This window comes from Paenibacillus sp. MZ04-78.2 (assembly GCF_024213375.1).
In the GTDB taxonomy this organism is placed as follows: domain Bacteria; phylum Bacillota; class Bacilli; order Paenibacillales; family NBRC-103111; genus Paenibacillus_G.
In genome coordinates, this window is sequence record NZ_JANAVJ010000031.1 from 26,714 (window position 1) to 48,982 (window position 22,269).

Genomic DNA, 22,269 nt, shown 5'->3' on the forward strand with positions numbered 1-22,269 from the left:
GATCAAAAGAGTCGACGGAGCCATGCCGCGATGCTTTGACCGGTTTTCAGAACCCATGCGGGGACGGAAACGCGAAAACGGATCCATCGACCGAAAGGCTTAAGAAGCCATAACAGCAATTTCCACACAGGATAAAGTAATTGTAACACAATTTTGTACAGGAATATAGCCATCGCACCCAAAAATCCCAAAAAGATCACAACGATGCGGTACATCACCAAGGCCGGCTTTATGATCAACAACTGAACCGTACGCTTGCCGACCCGGATCGCAGCCAGCACGGCACGGATCATAAACCGTATTACCCGAATCATCGTCCGGCTAAACACCAAAAAGTAAAAGGTTATCCCGATGCCAAGACCCAAAAATATAAACGGGCGAACTTCGCCCCAATTGCTCTCATACAGCATGGCGAATACGAGAAGCGTGCCCATGAGCCAGTAAAGAAGGTCCAGAACTGCCCGGAGCCATGCCCGGACTTTCAGCTGGCCGGAAAGCACCCGGTACACGTCATACAATCCCCCGAGCGCCAGACCTCCCGCATACATCATCCCCAAGGTGATGAACTGGATATGCAGCGTCACTTGAACAGCTTACTCAGGAATCCCTTGGTTTTCCCTTGGGAGTTTGCGTCAACATAGGCCAGCTCGTTCACGTACCCTTCAATGGCAACAAGACCCTGCTCCAAGCTCAAGTTTTTAATATGTAAATTTTGCCCTTTGATCATCAAATATCCGCATTCGGTTTCAAGCAAAAATTCTTCGCTGTCGAAGCTCTCCACATTCAACACGCCGGATACCTCGAGCAGCTTGCGGTTGAGCATCTTGATCTCCTGCCGTTTCACCTTCCCCGGCTGTTCTACCATGGCTTGGTTCATCCTCCTTGGACGCTTTGGCGCAGCCCGACTTCATCCATGCGCTGGCGCTTCGAGCTGTGCTCATGGCCTGCGGCCGCTCTTGAAAACGGGTTATCTTAATATAAATTTCAGAGGGAAATAACCCGTTTTCAAAGGCGGCACGTAAACTCTCCGGCCATGACACAGCTCTACGCTTCGCTATATGGAAAAGACAACGTGCGCACAAAGCTTGTTTACTTAAAAATATGGAGGTCGTCCAAGGTTTAGAACCACGACTGGGAAAGGGAAATGTAAAAGCGAAGTCCGTAAGGGTAGGTTGGGGCAACTAAAAAAGAGACCGGGCCCATGCCGGTCTCTTCGGCGAGCCTTTAAAATAAAGGCTCGGGTTTATTCATTTCTTCTTTGAGCAGCGTGTACATCTTGGCCGCGTCTTCCTTGCGGGTCGACTCAGACAGCAGTTCCACGCGCACGGTCACCAGCTTTTGCCCAAACTGAATGGTCAGCTCGTCGCCCACTTTCACCGCGCTGCTCGGTTTCGCCTCCCGTCCGTTGATCCAGACGCGGCCCTGCTCGGACACGTCCTTCGCGACGGTACGCCGCTTGATCAGACGGGAAAGCTTAAGAAACTTATCAAGCCGCATTACTTCACCGCTTCTTTAAGCTTGTTGCCTGCTTTGAATGCGGGAACCTTGGACTCGGGGATGGTGATTTCTTTGCCCGTTTGCGGGTTGCGACCCGTACGGCCCGAGCGTTTGCGGGTTTCGAACGTACCGAAGCCGATCAATTGTACTTTGTCACCGTTGGACAATGCTTCCGTTACTTCGCCAAGGAAGCTGTTCAATACGGATTCCACGTCTTTTTTAGTCAAGCCGCTTTTTTCTGCGATGTTGTTGATAAGATCGGTTTTGTTCATGAGTTTAATATCCTCCTCTTAAAAGTGACGCTGAACTAAAGTATTCTTTGTTCGTTAGGAAAATCCTGCAAAGCCTCTTATTTTTTCAGAACTTTTTTTGCTTCCTGCCACAAAGATTCCATCTCTTGCAAGTCAGTTTGGTCAAATGATTTGCCCTTTAAACGCAATTGCGCCTCGATATACCCAAAACGTTCAAAAAATTTGCGGTTGGCGTCCGCCATCGCTTCTTCGGGGTCCACCTTGAGAAACCGCGCCAGATTGACGACGGAAAAGAGCAGATCGCCCAACTCTTCCTGCTGCTCCGCTTTGCCGAAACGCTCGATCGCTTCTTTCACTTCGGCCAGCTCGGACTCGACGACCGGCAGCACTTCTTCCTTGGTGCCCCAATCGAAGCCGACCGAAGCGGCTTTCTTCTGCAGCTTGTACGCCTTCATCAGTCCCGGCAGCTCGCGGGGAACGCCGGAGAGAAGCGGCTGTTCGTCGGGGTTGATCCCCTTCTTCCGCTTCTCCTCCTCCTTGATCTGCTGCCAGTTGCCCAGCGCCTCGTCGGCATCTTCCGCCTGCGCCGTTCCGAAGACATGCGGATGACGACGGACGAGCTTCTCGTTGAGCTCGCGGATGACGTCGAAGACGCTAAACATCCCGTCCTCCGCTTCGATCTGCGAGTGCAGCATGATCTGCAGCAGCAGATCGCCGAGTTCCTCGCGCATATGGTCGGGATCGTCCTCGTCGATCGTTTCCAGCACTTCGTACGCTTCCTCGATCAGGTTTTTGCGCAGCGATTGATGCGTCTGCTCGCGGTCCCACGGACAGCCCTCGGGGCTGCGGAGGATAGCCACAATCTCATGCAGCCGGGTAAAGGTGCGGCTCCGCACGTCCTCGCGGTCGGTGCGCGGTACCCAGACCAAGGACAAATTGCCGTAACCCTCCACCCGATCCAGCTCATAGAGCGGCACCTCGCGCACGCGCTCTTCTCCGGCCACACCAAGCGCATGGCCGACGACGACGGGATAATCGTCCGGATACAGCTCCATCAGCGTCAGCTTCACGTCGGACGCCGTGTAGACATCGTATACTTGCCCGATCAGCGTATGCAGCTGCGGATTGAGCCCGCTCGCCGTCAGTGAAGTGCCGTCGAGCAATTGAAAGCCTTCAATCGGATCGAAGCCGAGCCGCAGAAACGCTTGATCCAGGAAGCTTTCGCCACCCATCAACGTAAGCAGCACGCCCTCGGCCGGACAACGTTCGCGCAGCAACTGCACGGTCCGCTCGGCCACCATCGGATGGCCAGGTACGGCGTAGAGCACCTCCCCGGTGCTCGCGGCTTTGGCCCGCTCGATCAATTGCGAAGCGATCTGCTCATAGACGGCGTCAAAGCCCTCGTGCGCTTCATAGACTGCATCGAACGTCTCGTAGCGAAGGCTGTGATGGTCAAGCATCGCGACCATCGGGTGCTCCCGGGTGCGGAGAAATATCGCCCCGCCTCGCGCGCCGACGGCTTCGAGCTTGCGCCAGACGCCAAGGGTCAGTTGGTTTTCGTCGCCGGTTCCGAGACCGACGACCGTAATTTGCGGTTGAGTGGACATAGCCCAGAACCGCCTCCTTTTGGTTTTGAGGTGGGGCGCTCCGTCAGCGGAGCAGCCGGAATCGGCGCAGCCAGGCGAGGGGCTTCCCCGCCAGCTGCGGTACGAGCGCCAGATCGGCGGCGGTGACGACGCCAAGGCGCAGCAGGGCCACCGCGTAAGCGAGCGCCCCTACGGCGACGCCGCCGAGCGCGATGACCGCGGCCGTGCCCCGTGGGGGCAGGGCTGCGGGCAGCCGCGCGAGCAGCGGCGGGACGCCGTGCGTCACGGTCAGCAGGCCGAGCGCCATGAAGCCGATGCCGAGCATCGGTTTCATGGCGGCGAGGCCGCCCGCGGCCGGGACGCCGGCGGCGCGCAGCGCGTGCGCAAGCGCGAGGCCGCCGGCGAGCGCGTAGGCGGCGACGGACGCCCAGGCGGCGCCGTCGATGCCGTAGCGCGGCACGAGCGCCACGCTGGCGGCGATTTTCACCGCGGCGGCGAGCAGCAGGTACAGCACCGGCGCGCGCACGGCGCCGAGGCCCTGCAGCACGCTTCCCGCGACGATGTTCACCGCCGAGAACAGGGCAGTGAACGCCAAAACCGCCATCGCCGCCGTGCCTTCGGCGCTCTTGAAGAACATCACGTTTAGCGGCTCCGCCAGCAGAGCGAGCCCGAACGAAGCGGCAAGTCCGATCAGCCAGGTCAGCCGCAGGGACAAGCCCGCGCGTGCGCGCACCGCATCCGCATCGCCGCGCCGGAGCGCTTCGGCGATGGCCGGAACAAGCGCCGCGGACATCGAGGATGCAATCATCGCGACCAGTTGTACGAGTGGCAAGCCGTGATTGTACAGCCCGAACTGATACAACGACTCGTTCTCGTCGAAGCCAGCCGAACGAAGCAACCGAGGCATCGTAAACGAATCGACGAGCGTGAGGATCGGCATCGCCACGGAGCCGAGACAGAGGGGCAGCGCATAGGCGGACAACCGTTTCGCCAGCGCCCAGTCGCGCCGCCAGCCGCCGCCGTCCCCTCCAACCGGGGCTTGCGCCCGAAAAGGCTCACTTCCCCGCTCCTTACGCCAGTACCACAGCATGACCGCCAGTCCCGCCAACGCGCCCGTTACCGAGCCGAACGTTGCGCCTGCGGCGATTTGTTCCGGCCCGAGGCCGAGCCGCATCAGCACGAGCAGCAAAACGACCATCGTCGCCACCCGAACCGTCTGCTCCACCACCTGAGACCAAGCGGTCGGCCGCATATCCTGATAGCCTTGATAGTAGCCGCGCAGTGCAGACATAAGGGGCACGATAAGCAGGGCATAAGACACGCTTCGTATCGCCGGAGCCGTTTGCGGCGCAGCCATCCACCGCGCAAGCGTCTCCGCCCCGAAATACAGCAGCGAAAAAAAGACGATGCCGGTGCCCATCAGCGATAAGGAAGCCACCCGGAGTACGCGCCGGGCCTCGTGATACTTCCGTTCGGCAGCATACTCCGACACAAACTTCGATACGACCAGAGGAAATCCGGCCGTGGCCAAAACTAAAATCAATATGTACAACGGATACACGGCATTGTATATGCCAAAGACCGCATCGCCCGCCAGATTTTGCAGCGGAATTTTTTGCAGCGTGCCGATCAGCTTCGAAATGACGGCCGCCAGACCGAGCAGCGCCGCCCCTTGCAGCAGCGCCGAGCCGTTTCCGCCAGACCGGTCTTTGCTGTCCGCAATCTCAGCCCCGCCTGCCTCCATCCGCTCCGATCGCTCTTTCATGACGCTTCCCCTTCGTTCCCGCGACCGGTCCCTCATCCGTCCGGCGAGAGACCATTCGGACAGATTTTGCAGCCTCATTATACCGCAATTCGCAATCCTTTTCCAAAAACGCAAAAAGCTTCCCGATTTCCCTCCAAGGGATTCCTATCAGGAAGCTGCGCATCGCTGTCCATCGGCGGAGCTAATGCTCCATCTGCTTTGCCAGAAAGCCGGCGGCCGTTTCCGCCATCTTCAGTTCCATTTGACCCATCTTCACATTCTCGTCCTTGTTCAGCATGATCACCGAACCGATCGGATCGCCCCCCGCCACGATCGGCGCAATCACATACGAGCTGTACGTCTCGGTAACGTCCTTGCAGATTTCAAAAGAGCCACCGCCGGTTTCCAGCGTTGCTTTACGGTTTTCCATGCTTTGTTCGACCAGCGAACCGATCTGCTTCTCCAAAAAATCTTTTTTCGAGCCGCCAGCCACGGCAATGATTGTATCGCGGTCGGATATCATCGTGATATGGTTCGTGCTCTCATAGAGCGATTCAGCGTATTCCTTGGCAAAATCTCCAAGCTCGCCGATAGGAGAATATTTCTTTAATATGACTTCCCCGTCCCGGTCCACAAAAATTTCAAGCGGATCCCCTTCCCGAATACGCAGGGTGCGGCGTATCTCCTTCGGGATTACGACCCTGCCAAGATCGTCGATACGACGAACGATTCCAGTTGCTTTCATGTTTCTAGATGCCTCGCTTTCCAAGAAGAATGGGATACAGACTGGATGTGACCCTGTATGCAAAATGGAGGGAATTCGACTGACCCTAGTATTCTTCAATTCCCGGCGGCCTATGCATGTCCAACCCCGGCACGGTTGCAAACGCTTGGTCGGACGCTTAAGCCATCGCTGTTTACATTATGTCCAAAAAAATGAAAACAAAACAGGGCACCCCATCGGGTACCCTGGTAATTGTTACTTGCCGCCTTCCGTCTTAGGCGCGTCCGTTTTAGGAGCTTCTGTCTTCGGAGCTTCAGTTTTAGGCGCATCGGTTTTCGGAGCTTCGGCCGGCTTTTTCTCCTCCGGCTTCGGCAGATTGTTCGTCTTAATCAAACCTGGCAGTTCTTTCTCCACAAAATCGTATATCTTCGGCTCGGCCACCTCGGAACGCAGCTCCGGCTTGACTTCGTCGAGCGTTTTCGTTTTGCGGGATTCGACTTTCATCACATGGTAGCCGTACGACGTTTCCACCGGATCGCTGATCTTCCCGATCGGCAGCTCCGCCGCCGCTTTCTTAAATTCAGGTACCCACATAGAAATGTCCGCGTTCATGTACCTGCCGCCATCGTTTTTCGAACCAGGATCGTCGGAATAATCTTTCGCCAGCGCGTCAAAGTCGCCGCCCTTGTTCAATTTGTCCTGGACTTCCTTCGCCCGCTTGAGCGCATCTTCCTTGGAACGGGTTTCCTTGCCTGTCGCCGAATCTTTAATTCCGATCAGAATATGCCTGACCGTCGCCGTCACAAAAGCGGATTTGTCCTGTTCCAGTTTGGTGTTATAAGCGGCTTGAACCTCTTGGTCGGTCACTTTGCTCTCTTCGGAAACAATTCCCGTGATGCTGCGCTTCATGAACTCTTCGACGTCTTTCTGCTCCAGCTTCGCATCCTTGAGCAGTTTCTCCATGCCGCCTTCCTGAGCGTTCATGATGCCCTTGATCTTCTCGAACTGTTCGGTAAACTGCTTCTCGGCTTCCTCTTTGGCTTTATCATCCGCGCGGGAGGACAAAATTTTAAAGGTGACGAGCTGCTTCATCATATTTTGTTGAAAGCCAGGGTCGTCTTTGAATTGCGCAAATTGCTTATTAAAGAACGTGCTCACATTCAAAAAGGTATCGAATTCGCCGCGCGTGACTTGTCCGTCCTTATACGTCACAAGCACCTCGGTTGGTTTGCCTTTATCGGCAGCAGCCGTTGCCGCCTCGTCCTTTTTCTTGCCGCAACCTGCAGCGACGCCCGCGACCAATACGAGCGCACAAAGAGCCATAAGCCCTCTTCGTAACGGTTTCCGTTTATTTTGCCACATTTTGCAGCTCTCCCTTCGATTTCAACACACGCTTGTATTGTACCAGAAACCTTTCCAGCAAAGCGATGGTTTCTTCTGGCTTCAACCCTTTTCCCTTAAGCTCGATGTGAATTTGCGGTCCGCTGATCAGCTTGACCCGATTCTCAAATTCCCCCGACAACTGGAACAGCTTCTGTCCGTCCAGATTGCCATTCTGATCGGAGTGAATTTTGAACTCGTAATCGAGCCCCTTCTGCGAAATGATCTCGATACCGTACAAGGCACCGTACACTTTCAGCCGCGCGGCGGTCAACAGATTTTGCACCGCCTCCGGCAGATCGCCGAATCGGTCGACCAATTCGTCCTCAAGCTCCATCGCTTCATCCAAGGTTTGAATGGCCGCTACTTTTTTGTAAATCTCGATTTTTTGCACGCTATCGTAGATGTAATCACCGGGAATGTAAGCATCCAATTGGATATCGAGCTGCGTTGACCATACTTTCGTCTCCTGCACGGCTTCGCCGCCCAATTCCTTCTTGCGCTTCTGAATTTCCTCGGCAAGCATTTGCGAATACAGATCAAAGCCTACCGAAGCGATAAATCCGTGCTGCTCCGCGCCGAGCAGGTTGCCCGCACCGCGGATGGACAAGTCTCTCATCGCAATTTTAAACCCGGAACCAAGTTCTGTAAACTCTTTTATCGCCTGCAACCGCTTCTCCGCCACCTCCGTTAGCACCTTATCGCGCTGGTACGTAAAGTAAGCGTAAGCGATCCGGTTGGAGCGCCCGACCCGGCCGCGAAGCTGATACAACTGGGACAAGCCCATCTTGTCGGCGTCGTGGACAACCAGCGTATTGACGTTCGGGATATCGACCCCGGTCTCGATGATGCTGGTGCTGACCAGCACGTCGTATTCGCCGTCGAGGAAGTCAAGAATGGTTTTCTCCAGCTCCTGCTCGGACATCTGGCCATACGCGACTGTCACCCGGGCGTCGGGAACGAGCATCGAGATTTGATCGGCCATCTGGGTAATTCCCTGCACGCGGTTGAACAGGTAATAGACCTGACCTTCTCGCGCCAGTTCCCGTTCGATGGCTTCCCGGACCAGCGAGGCGCTATATTCGACGACATACGTTTGCACCGGAAAACGGTTTTCCGGCGGTGTCTCGATGACCGACAAGTCCCGTACGCCGAGCATGGACATATGCAGGGTACGGGGGATCGGCGTCGCAGTCAGCGTCAGCACATCCACGTTCGTCTTCAACCGCTTCAGCTTCTCCTTGTGCGATACGCCGAAGCGCTGCTCTTCGTCGACGATCAGCAGTCCCAGATCTTTGAATTGCACATCCTTGGACAACAGCCGGTGCGTCCCGATCACCACGTCCACGGTGCCGTTCTTGATGCCTTTCATCGTTTCGGTTTGCTCCTTCTTGGAGCGAAAGCGGCTGAGCACTTGAATGTTAAACGGATAGCCCGAGAAGCGCTCCCGGAACGTCTCATAATGCTGCTGCGCCAAAATGGTCGTCGGCACGAGCACCGCTACCTGCTTGCCGTCAATCGCCGCCTTGAACGCCGCGCGGATTGCCACCTCGGTTTTTCCGTATCCGACATCGCCGCACAGCAAGCGGTCCATCGGTCTGGCTTTCTCCATGTCTATCTTGATTTCTTCAATGGCCCGAAGCTGATCCGACGTTTCCTCGTAGGGGAACATGCCTTCGAATTCCTGCTGGTAGTTCGAATCTTGGTTGAAGGCGTATCCCGCCGTCGCTTGACGTTCCGCATACAGCTTGATCAGATCGTCGGCAATATCCTGTACGGACGCGCGAGCCTTGCTTTTCACGCGGTTCCAGTCGGCGCCTCCGAGCTTATAGACCTTCGGTTCCCTGCCTTCTTCCGAGCCGACGTATTTCTGCACATGATCGATCTGGTCGATCGGCACCGACAGCTTGTCGCCGCCGGCGTACATGATGTGTAGATAATCTTTATGAATGCCGCCGACCTCAAGCGTGCCGATGCCGACAAATTTACCGATCCCATGGTTGACGTGGACGACGTAATCGCCGATTTTGAGCTCCTGGTAATTTTTAATCCGCTCGGCGTTTTCGATCTTTTTGTCCACCTTGCGCGCTTTGCGCTGCTTCTGCGTGAACATCTCGCCTTCGGTGATGACGACCAGATGAATGCTCGGCAGTTCGAAGCCGGTCTGCAGATTGCCGTCCACGATTTGCGGCTCGTCGATGTGGTAGTCAGCCAGCACGCGCTTGATGCGGTCGACCCGCTCCGCGCCGCTTGCGACCATCATCACCTTCGCGCCGGACTTTTTCCAACGCTCCATTTCGCTTTTCAACAGGTTCATCTGCCCGTGGAAATTTTGCATCAGGCGGCACATGAAGTTGACGATGTTCTGAGGCGACGTCTGCGGCACCTGCCGCAGGAACAGCGACATGTACAAGGTCGGATACGGTCTGCGGTGCAACAGCGTCTCGTACGGCTTCGACAGCACGAGCTGCGGCAAACATTTGCCGTCCTGCAGCGACATCGTCATCCATTCGGCCTCATCCTTCTCCAGCTGCTTTGCCGTCTCCAGCAGCCGAGCCGGTTCGTCCACGATAAGAACGGAGTCCTTGGGCATGTAATCGAGCAGTGTCTGACGCTGCGGGAACAGCAAAGAGACGTATTTGAACATCCCTTGAAAATTCTGCCCCTCGCGAAGCAGCTCGATCTCGTGGCCGATGCCTTCGAGCAGCCGGTCCTTCGCCCCGCGGTCCGACATTTTACCGATCTGTTCCTGAAGCAGCTCATACGCATGCTGCGCCGCCGCTTGTAACCGTTTACGGTCGACTACGATCTCACGACAGGCCGTAATGACAAGCTCGGAGCATTTATGGATCGATCGCTGATCGGCCGGGTCGAACGTCCGAATGGAGTCCACCTCAATATCGAACAGCTCAATCCGGTACGGGTTCGGCGAAGTGAGCGGATAAAAATCAATAATGCCTCCGCGAACGCTCAGCTCCCCTTTGTTCTCGACACGCTCTACCCGTTCGTATCCAAGCTCGACCATGCGGCCGATGAACGACTCCAGCTCAATTGTATCGCCGACGGCGACGCGAAGCCGGGCTTCCGCAATCGACGTCTGGTCCGGCAGCAGTCGCCGCATCCCGGCATACGGCACGATGACGATCCCGCGAAAGCTATCTGCCAGCTTGGACAGCGCGTCGATCCGCTGCGCCAGCATTTCCGGACTTGCGATGGCCGCTTCGGCCGCCAGAAGCTCCTGGGCCGGAAATAGCAGAACTTGGCCTTCTGGCAGCAGCTCCGCCAAATCTTCGAACATTTTTTGCGCAGAAAACATATTGTGGGTCACGACAAATAGAGGCTGCTGCAGCTCCTCGTAAAGCGAAGCCAGCATCACCTGCCGTGAAGAACCGGTCAACCCGGCTATTAACTGTTCTCTCATCCCCGAACGTAGGCCGGACACGACGCTTTGAAAATCGTTGTCCGTGGAGAACGCCTGAATCAAAGCCTGCAAAACAGGACACCCCTCTCAACCGCGTAACACTAAAAAAGCCTAGAAGTCCCGTGAATAAGCAGCAGTGCGGGCGCAATCGCTTCTGAAGCAGCGAATCGGAAGGACGATCCACCCGCGCAGCGGCCTCTTATTCACCGGACTTTAGGCCGATCTCAACCACAAAGCCGGATAGCCGAAATGCGAACAACCCCTATTGCAGAGGATTCGCCAGGAGCGAGAGCTCCGGATTGGCATCCAGCGCTTCCTTGCAGTAATCGCAAACCACCTTGACGGTGACATCCCCATTCGGGTTATACGATATTATATCTCTCCGCTCCTCAGGGGTCAAGAAATGGAACCCGAGCTGAAACTCGCTCACTTCCCCTTGCCGGATTTCTCCGATTAAGGTCTGGCAATAACGACAAACATATTTCAGAGCCATCGGACTTCCTCCTCCCGCTTGCCTATGCCAAGCGCCGTTTTTACTTATTATGGCCGGGATGGGAGGAGATTAGCCTCTAGGCTGACGCTTTTTCTTGGCGAGAAGGAAACGGCTCAGCCGTTGAATTTGGCCATCGTCTTCTCGAACGGATGCTCCAGGATATGCTCCATGGCATCCACGGTCTTGTCGAGCAGCTTGGGCATCTCCTGATATTCTTCTTTGCTGAACGGGCTCAGCACGTAATCGGCGATGTCTCTGCCGGGCGCAGGCCGCGAAATGCCCATTCGAATGCGCTGAAACGACTGCGTGCCCAAGTGGGCGATGGTCGACTTAATCCCGTTGTGCCCCCCCGCGCTTCCTTGATAGCGCAGCCGGATTTGCCCGTAGGATGTATCCAGATCGTCATACACGACGATAAGATCCTCGATGGCCGCTTTGTAGAAATCCATAAAGGCGCGGATCGACTCCCCCGATAAGTTCATGTACGTCTGCGGCTTCAGCAAATACACCTTCTGTCCCGCGACATGGCCTTCTCCCAGCAGTCCCTTGCATTTGCTTTGCGTAATTTTGATGCCGTGCTTATCGGCAAAACGGTCCAGCGCCATAAAACCGATATTATGCCGCGTCGCTTCGTACTGCCGTCCCGGATTGCCGAGACCCACAAACCACTTCAACCTGACCTGCCCCTTTCAACGCCATAGGGTGAGACGATACCCTCAACTTATCATAACCGAAAACAACGTCCCGCGCCAATATCGCGATAATCGGCAGGTGCAGCGTCCGCCGGGCATAAAGAAAAAGCGCATCGATCCAAGCCGACACGCTCTCTCTAAATTATGCCTCAGCCTTCTCCGCCGTCTCGGCGGCATTCCCGGCTTGGGCGGCAGGTGCTTCCACTTCCGGCTCGGCTTCTTTCTGCGGCGTCAGGATCGTGGCGATCACGTCATGCACGTCCGTCTTCACTTCGACGCCCTCCGGCAGCTTGAGCTCGGATACGAGCATGCTTTGTCCGATCTCAAGCCCGCTGACGTCGACTTCGATGGAGGTTGGGATATGCTGCGGCAGGCAGCGGATCTCGATTTCGTGGTGCTGAACTTGCAGAATCCCGCCGACCTTAACCCCCTCCGGGTCTCCGATATATTCCAGCCGAACCGTCGTCTGAACCGGCTCGTCCATGTTGATTTGATGAAAATCGACATGCAGCAGCTGGCGGCTCAGCGCATCCCGCTGCACTTCGTTGATCATGACCGGCTGTTTGCCAAATTGCGGAATGTCCATATCGATAACCGCATGCGGATTCGTCTTCAGCAGCGCAAGCAGCTCCTTCTGGTCGATGGCGATCGACGTCTGCGCCACTTTTTTTCCGTAGACGACGCCTGGGACTTTTCCCTCGGCCCGGAGCCGGTTGCGGTCGCCTTTCGTCCGGCCTGTCCGAGCTTCCGCTTTGAGCGATGTAGCCATAAGAAAACCTCCTTCAATTTGGGTGAAGCCCTAGCTTCTTACTACTTTACCCAATGAAAGGAGGTCCGAAACATCGCTGCATAAGATTTGCGGCAAGTTCCTTCGTTCGTTAAGCCGCCCCGCTCTTACTGCTTCGCCTTCTTCGCTGCAAATTTGGAGCGAAGCTTGTCAGCGTAACCGTGCTTGTTCACCTGATGCTCCCGGGCAATCGCCACGTCGCCGTCCCCTACTTCGTGCGTAATGGTGGAACCGGCCACGACATAGGCTCCTTTGCCGATTTTGACCGGAGCGATGAGGTTGACGTTGCTGCCGATAAACGCATCCTCCTCCACTTCGGTCAGCTGCTTGTTGAAGCCGTCATAGTTGACGGTAATCGCTCCGCAGCCGAAGTTGACGTTCCGGCCGATGACCGCATCGCCGACGTAGCTTAAATGCGACACTTTCACGTCATCTGCGAGCTTGGCATTTTTGATTTCGACGAAATCGCCGATTTTTACGTTTTGGCCAAGATCCGTTCCCGGCCGCAAATAAGCATATGGTCCTACGGACGATCCGGCGCCGACGACCGCATCCTGAAGCACGGAGTATTTAACGGTAACGCCGCTACCAATCGTACTATCCGTAATATCCGCTTGCGGTCCGATGACACAGTCTTCGCCAATCACGCTTTTTCCCCGAAGCGCCGTTCCCGGCAGCAATACCGTATCCGCTCCGATCTGCACGTCCGCTTCTATATATGTGCTTACCGGATCGATCATCGTCACGCCGGCGAGCATATGGCGGCGGTTAATCCGCTCGCGCATCGTTTGCTCCGCTACGGACAGCTGCAGACGGTCGTTGACGCCGAACGACTCCGCCTCGTCTTCCAGCACGTAGCCTTCGACAATTTGCCCCTGACCGACCAGGATGCCGATCACGTCCGTAATGTAGTATTCATTCTGCGCATTATCGTTTTTCACAAGGGCCAGCGCTTCAAACAGCTTCCGATTATCAAAGCAGTAGGTGCCGACATTCGTCTCCTTGACCAAGCGCTGCGCCTCGTTACAGTCCTTCTGCTCCACGATTTGCGTCACATGCCCGCGCTCATCCCGGATGATCCGCCCGTAGCCGGTAGGATCGTCAACAACCGCCGTCAGCAACGTGGCCGCCGCTCCTTTCTCCCGATGCAGCTTGATCATTCCTTCAAGGGTGCTATCCGAAATCAGCGGCGTATCTCCATAGATGACAATCGTCAAACCGTCCTCCGCTGCCAGCAGATCCTTGGCCTGAAGCACGGCGTGGCCTGTCCCAAGCTGCTGGTCCTGTAGCGCATACTCGACCCGGTCGCCCAAATACGCTTGAACAGCTTCCGCTCCGTGACCGACGACGACGACTGTACGAGAAGCATGTATATTTTCCAATGCGGTGACCACATGATCGACCATCGGTTTACCGCATACCGGGTGCAGCACTTTATATAGTTTCGATTTCATCCGTTTCCCCTGACCTGCAGCCAGTACGATCCCCATGATGTTCAAGTTTCGTCCATCCCCTTTGATCCAATGTATTATTTTCTTTTTATGATACGGTTTCTGTCCGTGAAACGCCAGTCCCAATATATCCTGCTCTGTTATAAAAGAAAAGAGAGCCTTTTGGCCCTCTTCCATTGATCGTATTAAGCTCCTTCTTCGATGACTTCCTCTTCCGTTGCGGCACGCTCGTATTCCGCTAACACGGCCGCTTGAATTTTCTCGCGGGTTGAAGAGGAAATCGGGTGAGCGATATCTCTGAATTCTCCGTCCGGGGTCCGCTTGCTAGGCATGGCCACGAACATGCCGTTGTTACCGTCAATCACACGAATGTCATGGACTACAAATTCGTTATCGATGGTAATGGAAGCAATGGCTTTCATCCTGCCCTCGGAGTTCACCCTGCGAAGTCTGACGTCTGTAATTTGCACTTCTGATTCACCACCTTTTTCCATCTTGGAGACGTGAACTATAAATTCCACATTTTAGGGCAAATTCCTGCTAAATCTCTAAAGTTTTTGAGCAATTTTATAAATACTTTATAAATTTGAAATTATTCGACATTTAACGCCGCAATAAGCTCGATTTCGACAAGAACGTCCTTCGGCAATCGTGCAACTTCGACAGTCGAACGCGCCGGTTTGTGGTCTCCGAAGTAGGCTGCATAGATTTCATTGACCTGAGCGAACTGATTCATGTCCTTGATGAACACCGTTGCCTTGATCACGCTCTCGAATGTTGCCCCCGCTTCCTCCAATACCGCCTTCAAATTGAGGAAAACTTGGTGCGTCTGCTCGGCAATGCCGCCTTCGACGATTTGGCCTTCGGGATTGAGCGGGATTTGACCGGAGGTAAATAACAGATTGCCGAATTTGATCGCTTGTGAATAAGGACCGATAGCGGCAGGCGCCCGGTCCGTAGAGATACGTTCTAATGTCATATGTATTTGTCACTCCTCAATTAGATTAGAAACCTCTTCTTGAAAATAATTGCCCGGCTCAGCCGTAATCTGCCGCGTTTTCGGATCGACGGCGGACAGCTTGGCGAGCGAGACGTAATCCTCGACCAAATGCTCCTCGACTTCGCCCGACTCGACGAATACGCCGACGCCTTTGACCGTGGCTTTAAACTCCTGCAGCAAATCCATCATACCGTGAATCGTTCCGCCCACCCGCATGAAATCGTCGATGATCAGCACCTTGGCTTCTTCCTTGAGCGCCCGTCTGGACAAAGACATCGTCTGAATGCGTTTGTTCGAGCCGGATACGTAGTTGATGCTGACAGCGGAACCCTCCGTCACTTTATTGTCGCGGCGCACGATGACGACCGGCAGGTTCAAATAAGTAGCCGTGGCGTAGGCCAGCGGAATGCCTTTCGTTTCCACTGTCATGACCACATCGATATCGTTGCCCGAAAAGGCGGAAGCGAACATTTTGCCCACTTCATTCAGAATCATCGGCTGCCCCATAATATCGGACATATACAAATACCCGCCCGGCAGGATGCGTTCGGGCTGCTCCAACTGGCGGCATAACTGGGTGATAAATTGCAATGAATGCGATTTCGATACTTTCGGTATGAACTTGACGCCGCCGGCTGCACCTGCAAGCGTCAGAAGCTCCCCAAGGCCTTCCTCTTCAAACACTTCTTTAATGATGGCCAAATCTTCGCTGATGGACGATTTGGCGGAATGATATCGGTCTGCAAATGTCGTCAAAGGAATCAGCGTATGGGGGCGGATCAGCAAGTATTGGGTCATCTCGACCAATCTTGCGCTTCTTTTTAATTTCTTCATGAGCGTTCCCCCTACACGTCGGATAAATAGCTATAAACCCGAATAATATATTGTGAATATACCATTTTTATACGTATTCATTCAAGCAAAGGTGATGACACAAACGTGACATTCATGGCTCCTTTACGTAAGCAGGCGGACAGCAAACACATCCTTGCAAAATCCCCGCAGCCCGTTGTAAATGCGCGGAATTTTCGTTTCCTTGGACACGAGTCCGAATACTGTCGGACCGCTGCCCGACATCAGCACACCTTCGGCGCCCAGCTTGACCATAACTTCCTTCAGCTGGCGCACTTCGGGATACAGGTCCAACGTCACTTCCTCCAGCACATTGCTCAGCTCGCCGCACAGAAGATCAAATCGTTTCTCGCGAATCGCCCGAAGGACGCCTTCCGTCGATGGATGCTTGCGGATTCCCGCAGCTTTCAGCTTGCCGTATATTTCCGAGGTGGACACATTGATCGGTGGCTTGGCCAAAATGACCCAGCACTGGGGCGGCGATTCGATCGGCTCCAGCTTCTCTCCGCGGCCGCGCGCAATGGCTGTCCCTCCCGTCACGCAAAAGGGCACGTCCGAGCCAAGTTCAGCTCCAAGCTTCTGCAGCTCGTCCGTTCCGATCCCAAGCTTCCACAGCCGGTTCAAGCCGCGCAGCGTCGCTGCGGCGTCACTGCTCCCTCCGGCCAGGCCCGCGGCAACGGGAATCTTTTTGTCCAAATGAATGTATACGCCCTGTTTTACGTCGTACCGGTCTTTAATGAGCCGGGCGGCCTGAAAGGCAAGGTTCTTTTCGTCGAGCGGGATGTACCCGGCTTGGCTGGAAATAATGATCGTATCGCGGGGCAGCTCCTGCATCTCGATACGGTCCGCCAAGTCGACCATGGTCATCACCATTTCGACCTCATGATAACCGTCTTCACGCTTATGTAAAACATCCAGCGACAAATTGATTTTTGCCGGCGCTTTCTCAAACACTTTCATGTCGACACCTTCTTTGCACCTGTCTGTCATCGCGTTAATCGAAGGCATGATGCCGTTCATCCTAATACTATACCAAAAGCGCTATAAAAAAAAGCTAAAGCTCCATAACGGGCGCTCTAGCTTGAGGATTCTCCGGAAATGAATGTCCATCCTTAAGGCGCAAAGGAGTTGTAGCCCGTTTGAACCGGATTTGGGGCAATCGCATAAGCAGGCGGCAGCCCGGCGTAAGGCGGTTGACCATAAGGCGCGTAGGCGTGAGAACCAATCGGCGCCGGCTGACTGCCGATCGATTCGCGTACCGGGGCAGCCGCCGAATGCTGATTCGCCAAAGCCTGCTCGGCGATTTGGATCGCGCGCTTGACCATATTGCCCGCATCCTTCGTACGAATACCGCCCCAGCCTTCCTGTTGAACCGTCTTATAGAAGCCCAAATCTTTGGCCAGCTCGTACTTGAATGATTCCGACATGACGCCCCGACTTCTGCGTCCCATATTGCGTCCCCCCTCAAAGGATGATGGTATCCGTACAATATCTATTATGCGCCTGACGCAGCAAATCATACGGTGTCACAGTCTTTTCCAAGGAAAGGTGAGAATCTTACCTCCCATTAAAAAAACGGCTGACCGCAATTACGGCCAACCGTTATGTACTTATTGATGTATCGTAATCCGCACTTCACCGTCATCGCCATGCACAGTAACTTCGACGGATTCTGTCAGGATGTCTGCGTAGCTGTAAGAAACACGCTTGAATGCATGCTGCTCCTGATCCAGCTTGACAATAAAAACGGAAGGGTAGGTTTCCTCCAATACACCGGATCGTTCGATTGTCTTACGGCGACCACCATTCGCTTTTAACATAATCTTCTGTCCGACATGAGGTTCCAAACTACGTTTGATCTCCAACAGCGAATTTTTTGCCATTGACTACTACCACCTCTTTCCTTAACAATTATAACGCAACGACAGTAGTATGTCAATTTAAGACGAATATTATATCAGCCATACAAACCCGTTGTCAACGGATTTTTTCCTTAATGTGATGCGGTATTCCAAAAAGATCGAGGGTGCTCCGTTCACAGAATTGTAAAAACTTTCTACGCGAGGCAAAAATAAAAAGCACCTTTCGGCGCTTATTTATGAATCGCGTATTCCATTCGGGGAACACCCCGGCGATAGCTCCCGCGGGATTCGATACCGCCCAGCCCTTCCAATCCGCTGTGTGTCAAACCGATGACATCGACGATATTCACCGTATCCTTAATGGGGGTAAAAGCTACCTTTGCCGCAATGCACAAGGGATCGAGCGCGTGAATCAACACGCGGGCCGGCGAACTGGCATAATTGGCCCCGGCTTGCATCAACGCTTCAAAATGCGACTGGCACGCTCCTGCGACGATCGTCAGGGCATCGCGGTTTTTTTCGAACTGACGGGCTATGCGAACGGCATTGACGAAATTATGCGAGTTTTTGTAGCTGGTGAGCTGGGTAATATCCCCATAGGTTCGCCCGCGATGCTTCAGAAGCCCGTCGTGACCCGTAATTACGACGATATCCGGCTGCAACTGGGGCAGCAGGCGGTAAAGCGCATCGGCCATATTCGCCTCCGCTACATAGTAGCCGTCCGCCGGAACGCGGAGCTCATTGTAGAGAAGCATACATTTGCGCAAGTAGTTCGGGTCGCCGTCCAAATGCAGGACCCTGCCAGGCAATTCAAAGTAAGCCGGACGTGGCTTGGAAGAGTCCGCAGGCTGCTCCGTGTTTTGCCATCCGTCCGACTGCGCCTGCGGGGCAGCTCCGGCTCCCGATCGTCTCATAGCTTCCAGCCATTTGGGGCGCATCGCTCCCGTCGCTTCAAGGGGATCGATCTGCGAGGCCATCTGCAAATCCCGGAATGGGGCATCCGCCAGCAAGCGAAGTTCCACCCCGCGTAATATGGCCTGCTGCTGCCGGAATTCATGAATTTTGAATACAACGTCACCGCCATACGACTTCCGAGTGACCAGGTCTCCCTGCTTCATGGCTGCATCGCCTCCTCGACTATCGTATGGCGGATATGGGCAAATGGTGCAGGGACAACCGCCCGCTATCGTCCGAGCCGGCTAGCCATCCCCTTTCAACGCGGCGGCCAAATGTCGGCTGAGCACGCTATACTCTTCGATCGACAGCGTTTCCCCGCGACGCGACGGCTCGATGCCGGCATTTCGAAGAATTCCCTCCAGCTGCCCCTTCGTCTCTTTCGTAAAATACCTGGCGGCCAGGTTGTTATAAATCGTCTTGCGGCGCTGCATGAAGCTGGCTTGAACGACATCGAAGAAAAAGCTTTCGTCCTCCACTTCCACCGGCGGCTGCTCGCGTACCTTAAGCTTAATCACGGCGGAGTCGACATTCGGCTGCGGGATAAATACGGTGTGGGGCACAATAGTGACGACTTCCGGCTCGCAATAATACTGTACGGCGATGCTCAAGCTCCCGTAATCTTTGCCCCCAGGCTTCGCCGCCATCCGGTCGGCTACTTCCTTCTGGATCATTACGACGATATGCTCCAGCGGAAGCTTTTCTTCCAGCAGCTTCATCACGATGGGGGTCGTCACGTAATACGGCAGGTTTGCCACTACGCTGACCTTAGAGACGTCGCGAAAATAAGCTTCGAACAGCGCGGGAAGATCCGTTTTCAGTACATCGCCGTGGACGACGGAAACGTGAGGATAAGGTTTAAGCGTTTCTTCCAGCATCGGCAGAAGACGCTGGTCGATTTCGACCGCTACGACCCGTCCGGACGTCTTGGCCAGCTGTTGAGTGAGCGCACCGATCCCCGGACCGATTTCCAGGGCCCCTTTGCTCGAATCAAGCTCAGCGGCTGATACGATTTTGGTTAAAATATTTTGATCGATTAAAAAGTTTTGCCCCAGGCTTTTTTTGAGCGTGAGGCCGTACTTCTGAATGAGCTCCTTGGTTCGCTTCGGCGAAGCGATATCCTCGGCAGCTTGTCCGGACCGTTGTCCGCGATGTTCTGTCATCATGAGCTTGCACCCTCTTCTTCATCCAAATGCCGCCGGGCCGCTTCGAACTCTTCGCGCGAAATTTGAAACATCCGGCATCGATTGTAAAATTGTTTGCCGTTACAGTACCCGATCCCAAGCTGCTTACCCATGGCGAGCCGTCTCGAAGCCGCTTCCGGATGAACGATGAGCCCTGCTTCGATCAGGTCTTCCCAAGCGATGGCGGATTCGCCCCTCATCCCATCCGTCCGCACGCTCACCAGCGCCTCGCGAATCGCTTCGACGGAGGCGTTCTCGACGCCGATGTCTCCGCGGCTCGTTGCGGCTTCTTGCGTCAAAAAAGCATGCTTGCAGCCCGGTACTTCTTTGGCGATGATTTTACGGATGCGCTCCCCTGCATGGTCCGGGTCCGTAAATACGATGACGCCGCGCCGCTCCTGGGCAAGCCGAATCCGTCTCAATACTTCTTTATTAATGGCGGAGCCGCCCGTTTCGATCGTCTCTGCTTCCACCGCACGCTTAATAGCGACGGTATCGTCTTTTCCTTCCACAACGATGATTTCCTTAATCATGTCTCTTCGACGTACCTTCTTTCGTAAACAAGAGAAAAAGAAGAGGGACATCGCTGTACCTCTTCTTCATCCGTTCTATATATGATGAGTCTGCCCTAATTGCGCATCCTTAATCGACCGACGGTTTTTTCGGCCCAATGACATACACCGTGTGGCCCTTCTTCGAACCGAAACGATTGGCGTAGTCGCTGCTGTCGAAATATACGTCGATCACATTCCCTTTTACCGCGCTGCCAGTGTCTTCCGCTCGGCGGAAGCCGATTCCTTCGATATACACCCACCAGCCCATCGGGATTACTTTAGGGTCTACGGCAATTGTGCGACCTTCCGTTACTTTCGTGCCTGAAGAAGTTACCCCGTACTGCGGATGCCCGCTGCTCTTTCCTGTCGAGTCGGCATCAGCCGAGTACGCTGTAAGCTTCACATTGTTAATCACTTGCTTATATCCGAACTTAACCCCGTTTTTGGTCAATTCGTCAACGTTCGGAGAAGAAGAGGATAAAATGACAACCGGATTTTTTGTTCCGACAGCTACGATTTTCTTAATGCTTTTCGTTTGCACTTGTTGATCGACGACATTCTCGGCGACGAGCGCCCCGTCCTCGAACAGCTTTTCCTTTTTCTTGAGCAGAGTGCCCTCTTGCCCCTCTTGAACAACCTGTTCCTTGCCTTTGAGCAGCTGTGGCTCGTTCTTCTTCACCGTCTCGAACGGGATCGGTTCTTTTACTTCTTCCGTTTCTTTCTTCACACGAACCACTTTGATCGGCGCGTTGTCCGCGACTTCCGTCGTCAAAGCGGGAGTTACCTTATCGAGGTCGCCGAGCGAGATTTTCAAATCCGCCAGTGCGGCCTCCACCGTTTTCCCTGTCGTATAAACGGTCTTCGTCTCTCCATCTGCTGTCAACTGAAACGGCTTCGCCTTGTCGATCATAATACGATCTCCAGACTTTACCGAAGCTTGAAGGGAATGCGACACCCGGTCGTATTCTCCTACAGCGATGCCTTGCTCATCCAGTATGCGCTGTAGAACACCTTGCCTGGTCTGGAACGTACGTTCCTGTCCGTCTACAACGACTGATACGCGCTTGGTGGCCGTACCGTGATACATCAGTAAGAACATGAAAGTCATAGCGAATGAAATGAGGGCAATAATCGATATCATACGCAAGTTTTCATGCTTCCATCGCAATGCGAAGGACATGCTGGATGATCGTCTTACATGGGGTTGCTCATGGTTCACAGCGCCCACTTGTTCGGTCCTCCTTAAAGCCCCGCCATCCGAGTGTTATGCATGATTTAATCTGACGCGACTATGGTAAAATGGTTTGATTTCCATTCCAACAATTGTATCTGCTGCCATCAGAACTTACTTGCCTGCGGCGGCCACCTCCTTTAACTTGTGTTGGTTAAACCGGCTCCGGTTAATATCCCAAATGAACGGGAGAACACAAAAAAAGTCAGCGGAGAAGAGGAACCTTCCCGTGACTTTTTCATTTTGGCCAAAATGAAATAAAAGCTCACGACAATCGTTACCTCTCTCTGAACGCTTACGAGGTTAGCTGACGGATTCGGACTTGAGAGTCGCCCTACCCCAGTGCATGTTTTGCATGCACGATGAGGATTCACCCCTAAAAAAACACCACAACGGTCAAAGCTACGCCTTAACTGCCGCGATGCGGTTCCCCCGTTTCCCTTTCGGAAACTCAGCGATGTTGGATTTTGGTAATCGTTATGAAGTTATTATTGAGTTTACGATGGGAGGACCAAAGTTGTAAAGTATACAAACTTCGAAAAAAAGGATGGTTTTGGATCGATTCCAGCCGATTTAAGCTAAATCTCCCACAAGAACCATCTTTCT

Annotated in this window: 22 protein-coding genes, 1 pseudogene and 1 riboswitch; all 23 genes and pseudogenes read right to left on the reverse strand. The window is 54.3% G+C overall.

Annotated features, from left to right (window positions below; all coding sequences use genetic code 11):
• Positions 1–2: 2 nt before the first annotated feature.
• Positions 3–584, reverse strand: coding sequence for a spore cortex biosynthesis protein YabQ (yabQ, locus tag NLX71_RS19060; protein WP_254365377.1), 582 nt, complete (start codon positions 582–584; stop codon positions 3–5).
• Positions 581–865 (reverse strand): sporulation protein YabP, encoded by a 285-nt coding sequence (gene yabP / locus NLX71_RS19065; protein ID WP_025846843.1) that lies wholly within the window; start codon positions 863–865, stop codon positions 581–583. Before yabP ends, yabQ begins: the two co-directional genes overlap by 4 nt.
• Before the next feature lie 359 nt (positions 866–1,224).
• A complete protein-coding gene (locus NLX71_RS19070; RefSeq protein ID WP_010501445.1) occupies positions 1,225–1,497 on the reverse strand; it encodes an RNA-binding S4 domain-containing protein in 273 nt (90 codons plus the stop codon).
• Positions 1,497–1,769, reverse strand: coding sequence for an HU family DNA-binding protein (locus NLX71_RS19075; protein ID WP_010501443.1), 273 nt, complete (start codon positions 1,767–1,769; stop codon positions 1,497–1,499). The genes NLX71_RS19070 and NLX71_RS19075 overlap by 1 nt, the downstream gene beginning before the upstream one ends.
• Positions 1,770–1,846: 77 nt before the next feature.
• Positions 1,847–3,355, reverse strand: a complete 1,509-nt coding sequence (gene yabN / locus NLX71_RS19080) for a bifunctional methyltransferase/pyrophosphohydrolase YabN (protein ID WP_254365378.1) — start codon at positions 3,353–3,355, stop codon at positions 1,847–1,849.
• A 43-nt stretch (positions 3,356–3,398) separates the two neighbouring features.
• On the reverse strand, positions 3,399–5,099 hold the full coding sequence (locus tag NLX71_RS19085; protein ID WP_254365379.1) for a putative polysaccharide biosynthesis protein: 1,701 nt from the start codon (positions 5,097–5,099) through the stop codon (positions 3,399–3,401).
• 181 nt (positions 5,100–5,280) lie between these two features.
• The gene (gene spoVT, locus NLX71_RS19090) at positions 5,281–5,823 is read right to left on the reverse strand and encodes a stage V sporulation protein T (RefSeq protein ID WP_254365380.1); all 543 of its coding nucleotides are present in this window, start codon (positions 5,821–5,823) and stop codon (positions 5,281–5,283) included.
• A gap of 234 nt (positions 5,824–6,057) precedes the next feature.
• Entirely contained in the window at positions 6,058–7,164 is a 1,107-nt protein-coding gene (locus tag NLX71_RS19095; protein WP_254365381.1) for a peptidylprolyl isomerase, read from the reverse strand.
• Positions 7,151–10,675 (reverse strand): transcription-repair coupling factor, encoded by a 3,525-nt coding sequence (mfd, locus tag NLX71_RS19100; RefSeq protein ID WP_254365382.1) that lies wholly within the window; start codon positions 10,673–10,675, stop codon positions 7,151–7,153. Before mfd ends, NLX71_RS19095 begins: the two co-directional genes overlap by 14 nt.
• A gap of 190 nt (positions 10,676–10,865) precedes the next feature.
• The gene (fin, locus tag NLX71_RS19105; RefSeq protein WP_254365383.1) at positions 10,866–11,096 is read right to left on the reverse strand and encodes an anti-sigma-F factor Fin; all 231 of its coding nucleotides are present in this window, start codon (positions 11,094–11,096) and stop codon (positions 10,866–10,868) included.
• Between the two features lie 113 nt (positions 11,097–11,209).
• Positions 11,210–11,770, reverse strand: a complete 561-nt coding sequence (gene pth, locus NLX71_RS19110) for an aminoacyl-tRNA hydrolase (protein WP_254365384.1) — start codon at positions 11,768–11,770, stop codon at positions 11,210–11,212.
• Between the two features lie 160 nt (positions 11,771–11,930).
• Positions 11,931–12,557, reverse strand: a complete 627-nt coding sequence (locus NLX71_RS19115; RefSeq protein ID WP_254365385.1) for a 50S ribosomal protein L25 — start codon at positions 12,555–12,557, stop codon at positions 11,931–11,933.
• A 125-nt stretch (positions 12,558–12,682) separates the two neighbouring features.
• Positions 12,683–14,065: a bifunctional UDP-N-acetylglucosamine diphosphorylase/glucosamine-1-phosphate N-acetyltransferase GlmU gene (gene glmU / locus NLX71_RS19120; RefSeq protein WP_254365406.1), complete on the reverse strand. Its 1,383-nt coding sequence runs from the start codon at positions 14,063–14,065 to the stop codon at positions 12,683–12,685.
• Positions 14,066–14,211: 146 nt separating this feature from the next.
• Positions 14,212–14,496, reverse strand: a complete 285-nt coding sequence (gene spoVG, locus NLX71_RS19125) for a septation regulator SpoVG (RefSeq protein WP_010501706.1) — start codon at positions 14,494–14,496, stop codon at positions 14,212–14,214.
• A 122-nt stretch (positions 14,497–14,618) separates the two neighbouring features.
• On the reverse strand, positions 14,619–15,005 hold the full coding sequence (locus NLX71_RS19130; RefSeq protein WP_254365386.1) for a RidA family protein: 387 nt from the start codon (positions 15,003–15,005) through the stop codon (positions 14,619–14,621).
• 9 nt (positions 15,006–15,014) lie between these two features.
• Positions 15,015–15,860, reverse strand: a complete 846-nt coding sequence (gene purR / locus NLX71_RS19135) for a pur operon repressor (RefSeq protein WP_254365387.1) — start codon at positions 15,858–15,860, stop codon at positions 15,015–15,017.
• A 123-nt stretch (positions 15,861–15,983) separates the two neighbouring features.
• Complete coding sequence (gene ispE / locus NLX71_RS19140; RefSeq protein WP_254365407.1) at positions 15,984–16,838, reverse strand: 4-(cytidine 5'-diphospho)-2-C-methyl-D-erythritol kinase; 855 nt, start codon at positions 16,836–16,838, stop codon at positions 15,984–15,986.
• Between the two features lie 317 nt (positions 16,839–17,155).
• Positions 17,156–17,329 (reverse strand): annotated as a pseudogene (locus tag NLX71_RS19145) (small, acid-soluble spore protein, alpha/beta type); the annotation flags it as partial.
• Positions 17,330–17,488: 159 nt separating this feature from the next.
• The gene (veg, locus tag NLX71_RS19150) at positions 17,489–17,761 is read right to left on the reverse strand and encodes a biofilm formation stimulator Veg (protein WP_090674585.1); all 273 of its coding nucleotides are present in this window, start codon (positions 17,759–17,761) and stop codon (positions 17,489–17,491) included.
• Between the two features lie 209 nt (positions 17,762–17,970).
• Entirely contained in the window at positions 17,971–18,858 is an 888-nt protein-coding gene (yabG, locus tag NLX71_RS19155; protein WP_254365388.1) for a sporulation peptidase YabG, read from the reverse strand.
• Positions 18,859–18,939: 81 nt separating this feature from the next.
• A complete protein-coding gene (rsmA, locus tag NLX71_RS19160; RefSeq protein WP_254365389.1) occupies positions 18,940–19,860 on the reverse strand; it encodes a 16S rRNA (adenine(1518)-N(6)/adenine(1519)-N(6))-dimethyltransferase RsmA in 921 nt (306 codons plus the stop codon).
• Positions 19,857–20,411: a ribonuclease M5 gene (gene rnmV / locus NLX71_RS19165; RefSeq protein ID WP_254365390.1), complete on the reverse strand. Its 555-nt coding sequence runs from the start codon at positions 20,409–20,411 to the stop codon at positions 19,857–19,859. Before rnmV ends, rsmA begins: the two co-directional genes overlap by 4 nt.
• A gap of 109 nt (positions 20,412–20,520) precedes the next feature.
• Positions 20,521–21,612 carry a resuscitation-promoting factor gene (locus NLX71_RS19170; protein ID WP_254365391.1) on the reverse strand — a complete coding sequence of 364 codons (1,092 nt, stop codon included), beginning with the start codon at positions 21,610–21,612 and terminating at the stop codon, positions 20,521–20,523.
• Between the two features lie 327 nt (positions 21,613–21,939).
• A riboswitch (cyclic di-AMP (ydaO/yuaA leader) is annotated at positions 21,940–22,130 on the reverse strand.
• Positions 22,131–22,269 lie beyond the last annotated feature (139 nt).

Bases quoted from the DNA above. Each gene is read 5' to 3' on its own strand.
- yabP (WP_025846843.1), bottom strand. From the start codon at position 865: ATGGTAGAACAGCCGGGGAAGGTGAAACGGCAGGAGATCAAGATGCTC.
- NLX71_RS19070 (WP_010501445.1), bottom strand. From the start codon at position 1,497: ATGCGGCTTGATAAGTTTCTTAAGCTTTCCCGTCTGATCAAGCGGCGT.
- NLX71_RS19075 (WP_010501443.1), bottom strand. From the start codon at position 1,769: ATGAACAAAACCGATCTTATCAACAACATCGCAGAAAAAAGCGGCTTG.
- yabN (WP_254365378.1), bottom strand. From the start codon at position 3,355: ATGTCCACTCAACCGCAAATTACGGTCGTCGGTCTCGGAACCGGCGAC.
- NLX71_RS19085 (WP_254365379.1), bottom strand. From the start codon at position 5,099: ATGAAAGAGCGATCGGAGCGGATGGAGGCAGGCGGGGCTGAGATTGCG.
- spoVT (WP_254365380.1), bottom strand. From the start codon at position 5,823: ATGAAAGCAACTGGAATCGTTCGTCGTATCGACGATCTTGGCAGGGTC.
- NLX71_RS19095 (WP_254365381.1), bottom strand. From the start codon at position 7,164: ATGTGGCAAAATAAACGGAAACCGTTACGAAGAGGGCTTATGGCTCTT.
- fin (WP_254365383.1), bottom strand. From the start codon at position 11,096: ATGGCTCTGAAATATGTTTGTCGTTATTGCCAGACCTTAATCGGAGAA.
- NLX71_RS19115 (WP_254365385.1), bottom strand. From the start codon at position 12,557: ATGGCTACATCGCTCAAAGCGGAAGCTCGGACAGGCCGGACGAAAGGC.
- glmU (WP_254365406.1), bottom strand. From the start codon at position 14,065: ATGGGGATCGTACTGGCTGCAGGTCAGGGGAAACGGATGAAATCGAAA.
- NLX71_RS19130 (WP_254365386.1), bottom strand. From the start codon at position 15,005: ATGACATTAGAACGTATCTCTACGGACCGGGCGCCTGCCGCTATCGGT.
- purR (WP_254365387.1), bottom strand. From the start codon at position 15,860: ATGAAGAAATTAAAAAGAAGCGCAAGATTGGTCGAGATGACCCAATAC.
- ispE (WP_254365407.1), bottom strand. From the start codon at position 16,838: ATGAAAGTGTTTGAGAAAGCGCCGGCAAAAATCAATTTGTCGCTGGAT.
- veg (WP_090674585.1), bottom strand. From the start codon at position 17,761: ATGGCAAAAAATTCGCTGTTGGAGATCAAACGTAGTTTGGAACCTCAT.
- yabG (WP_254365388.1), bottom strand. From the start codon at position 18,858: ATGAAGCAGGGAGACCTGGTCACTCGGAAGTCGTATGGCGGTGACGTT.
- rsmA (WP_254365389.1), bottom strand. From the start codon at position 19,860: ATGATGACAGAACATCGCGGACAACGGTCCGGACAAGCTGCCGAGGAT.
- rnmV (WP_254365390.1), bottom strand. From the start codon at position 20,411: ATGATTAAGGAAATCATCGTTGTGGAAGGAAAAGACGATACCGTCGCT.
- NLX71_RS19170 (WP_254365391.1), bottom strand. From the start codon at position 21,612: ATGTCCTTCGCATTGCGATGGAAGCATGAAAACTTGCGTATGATATCG.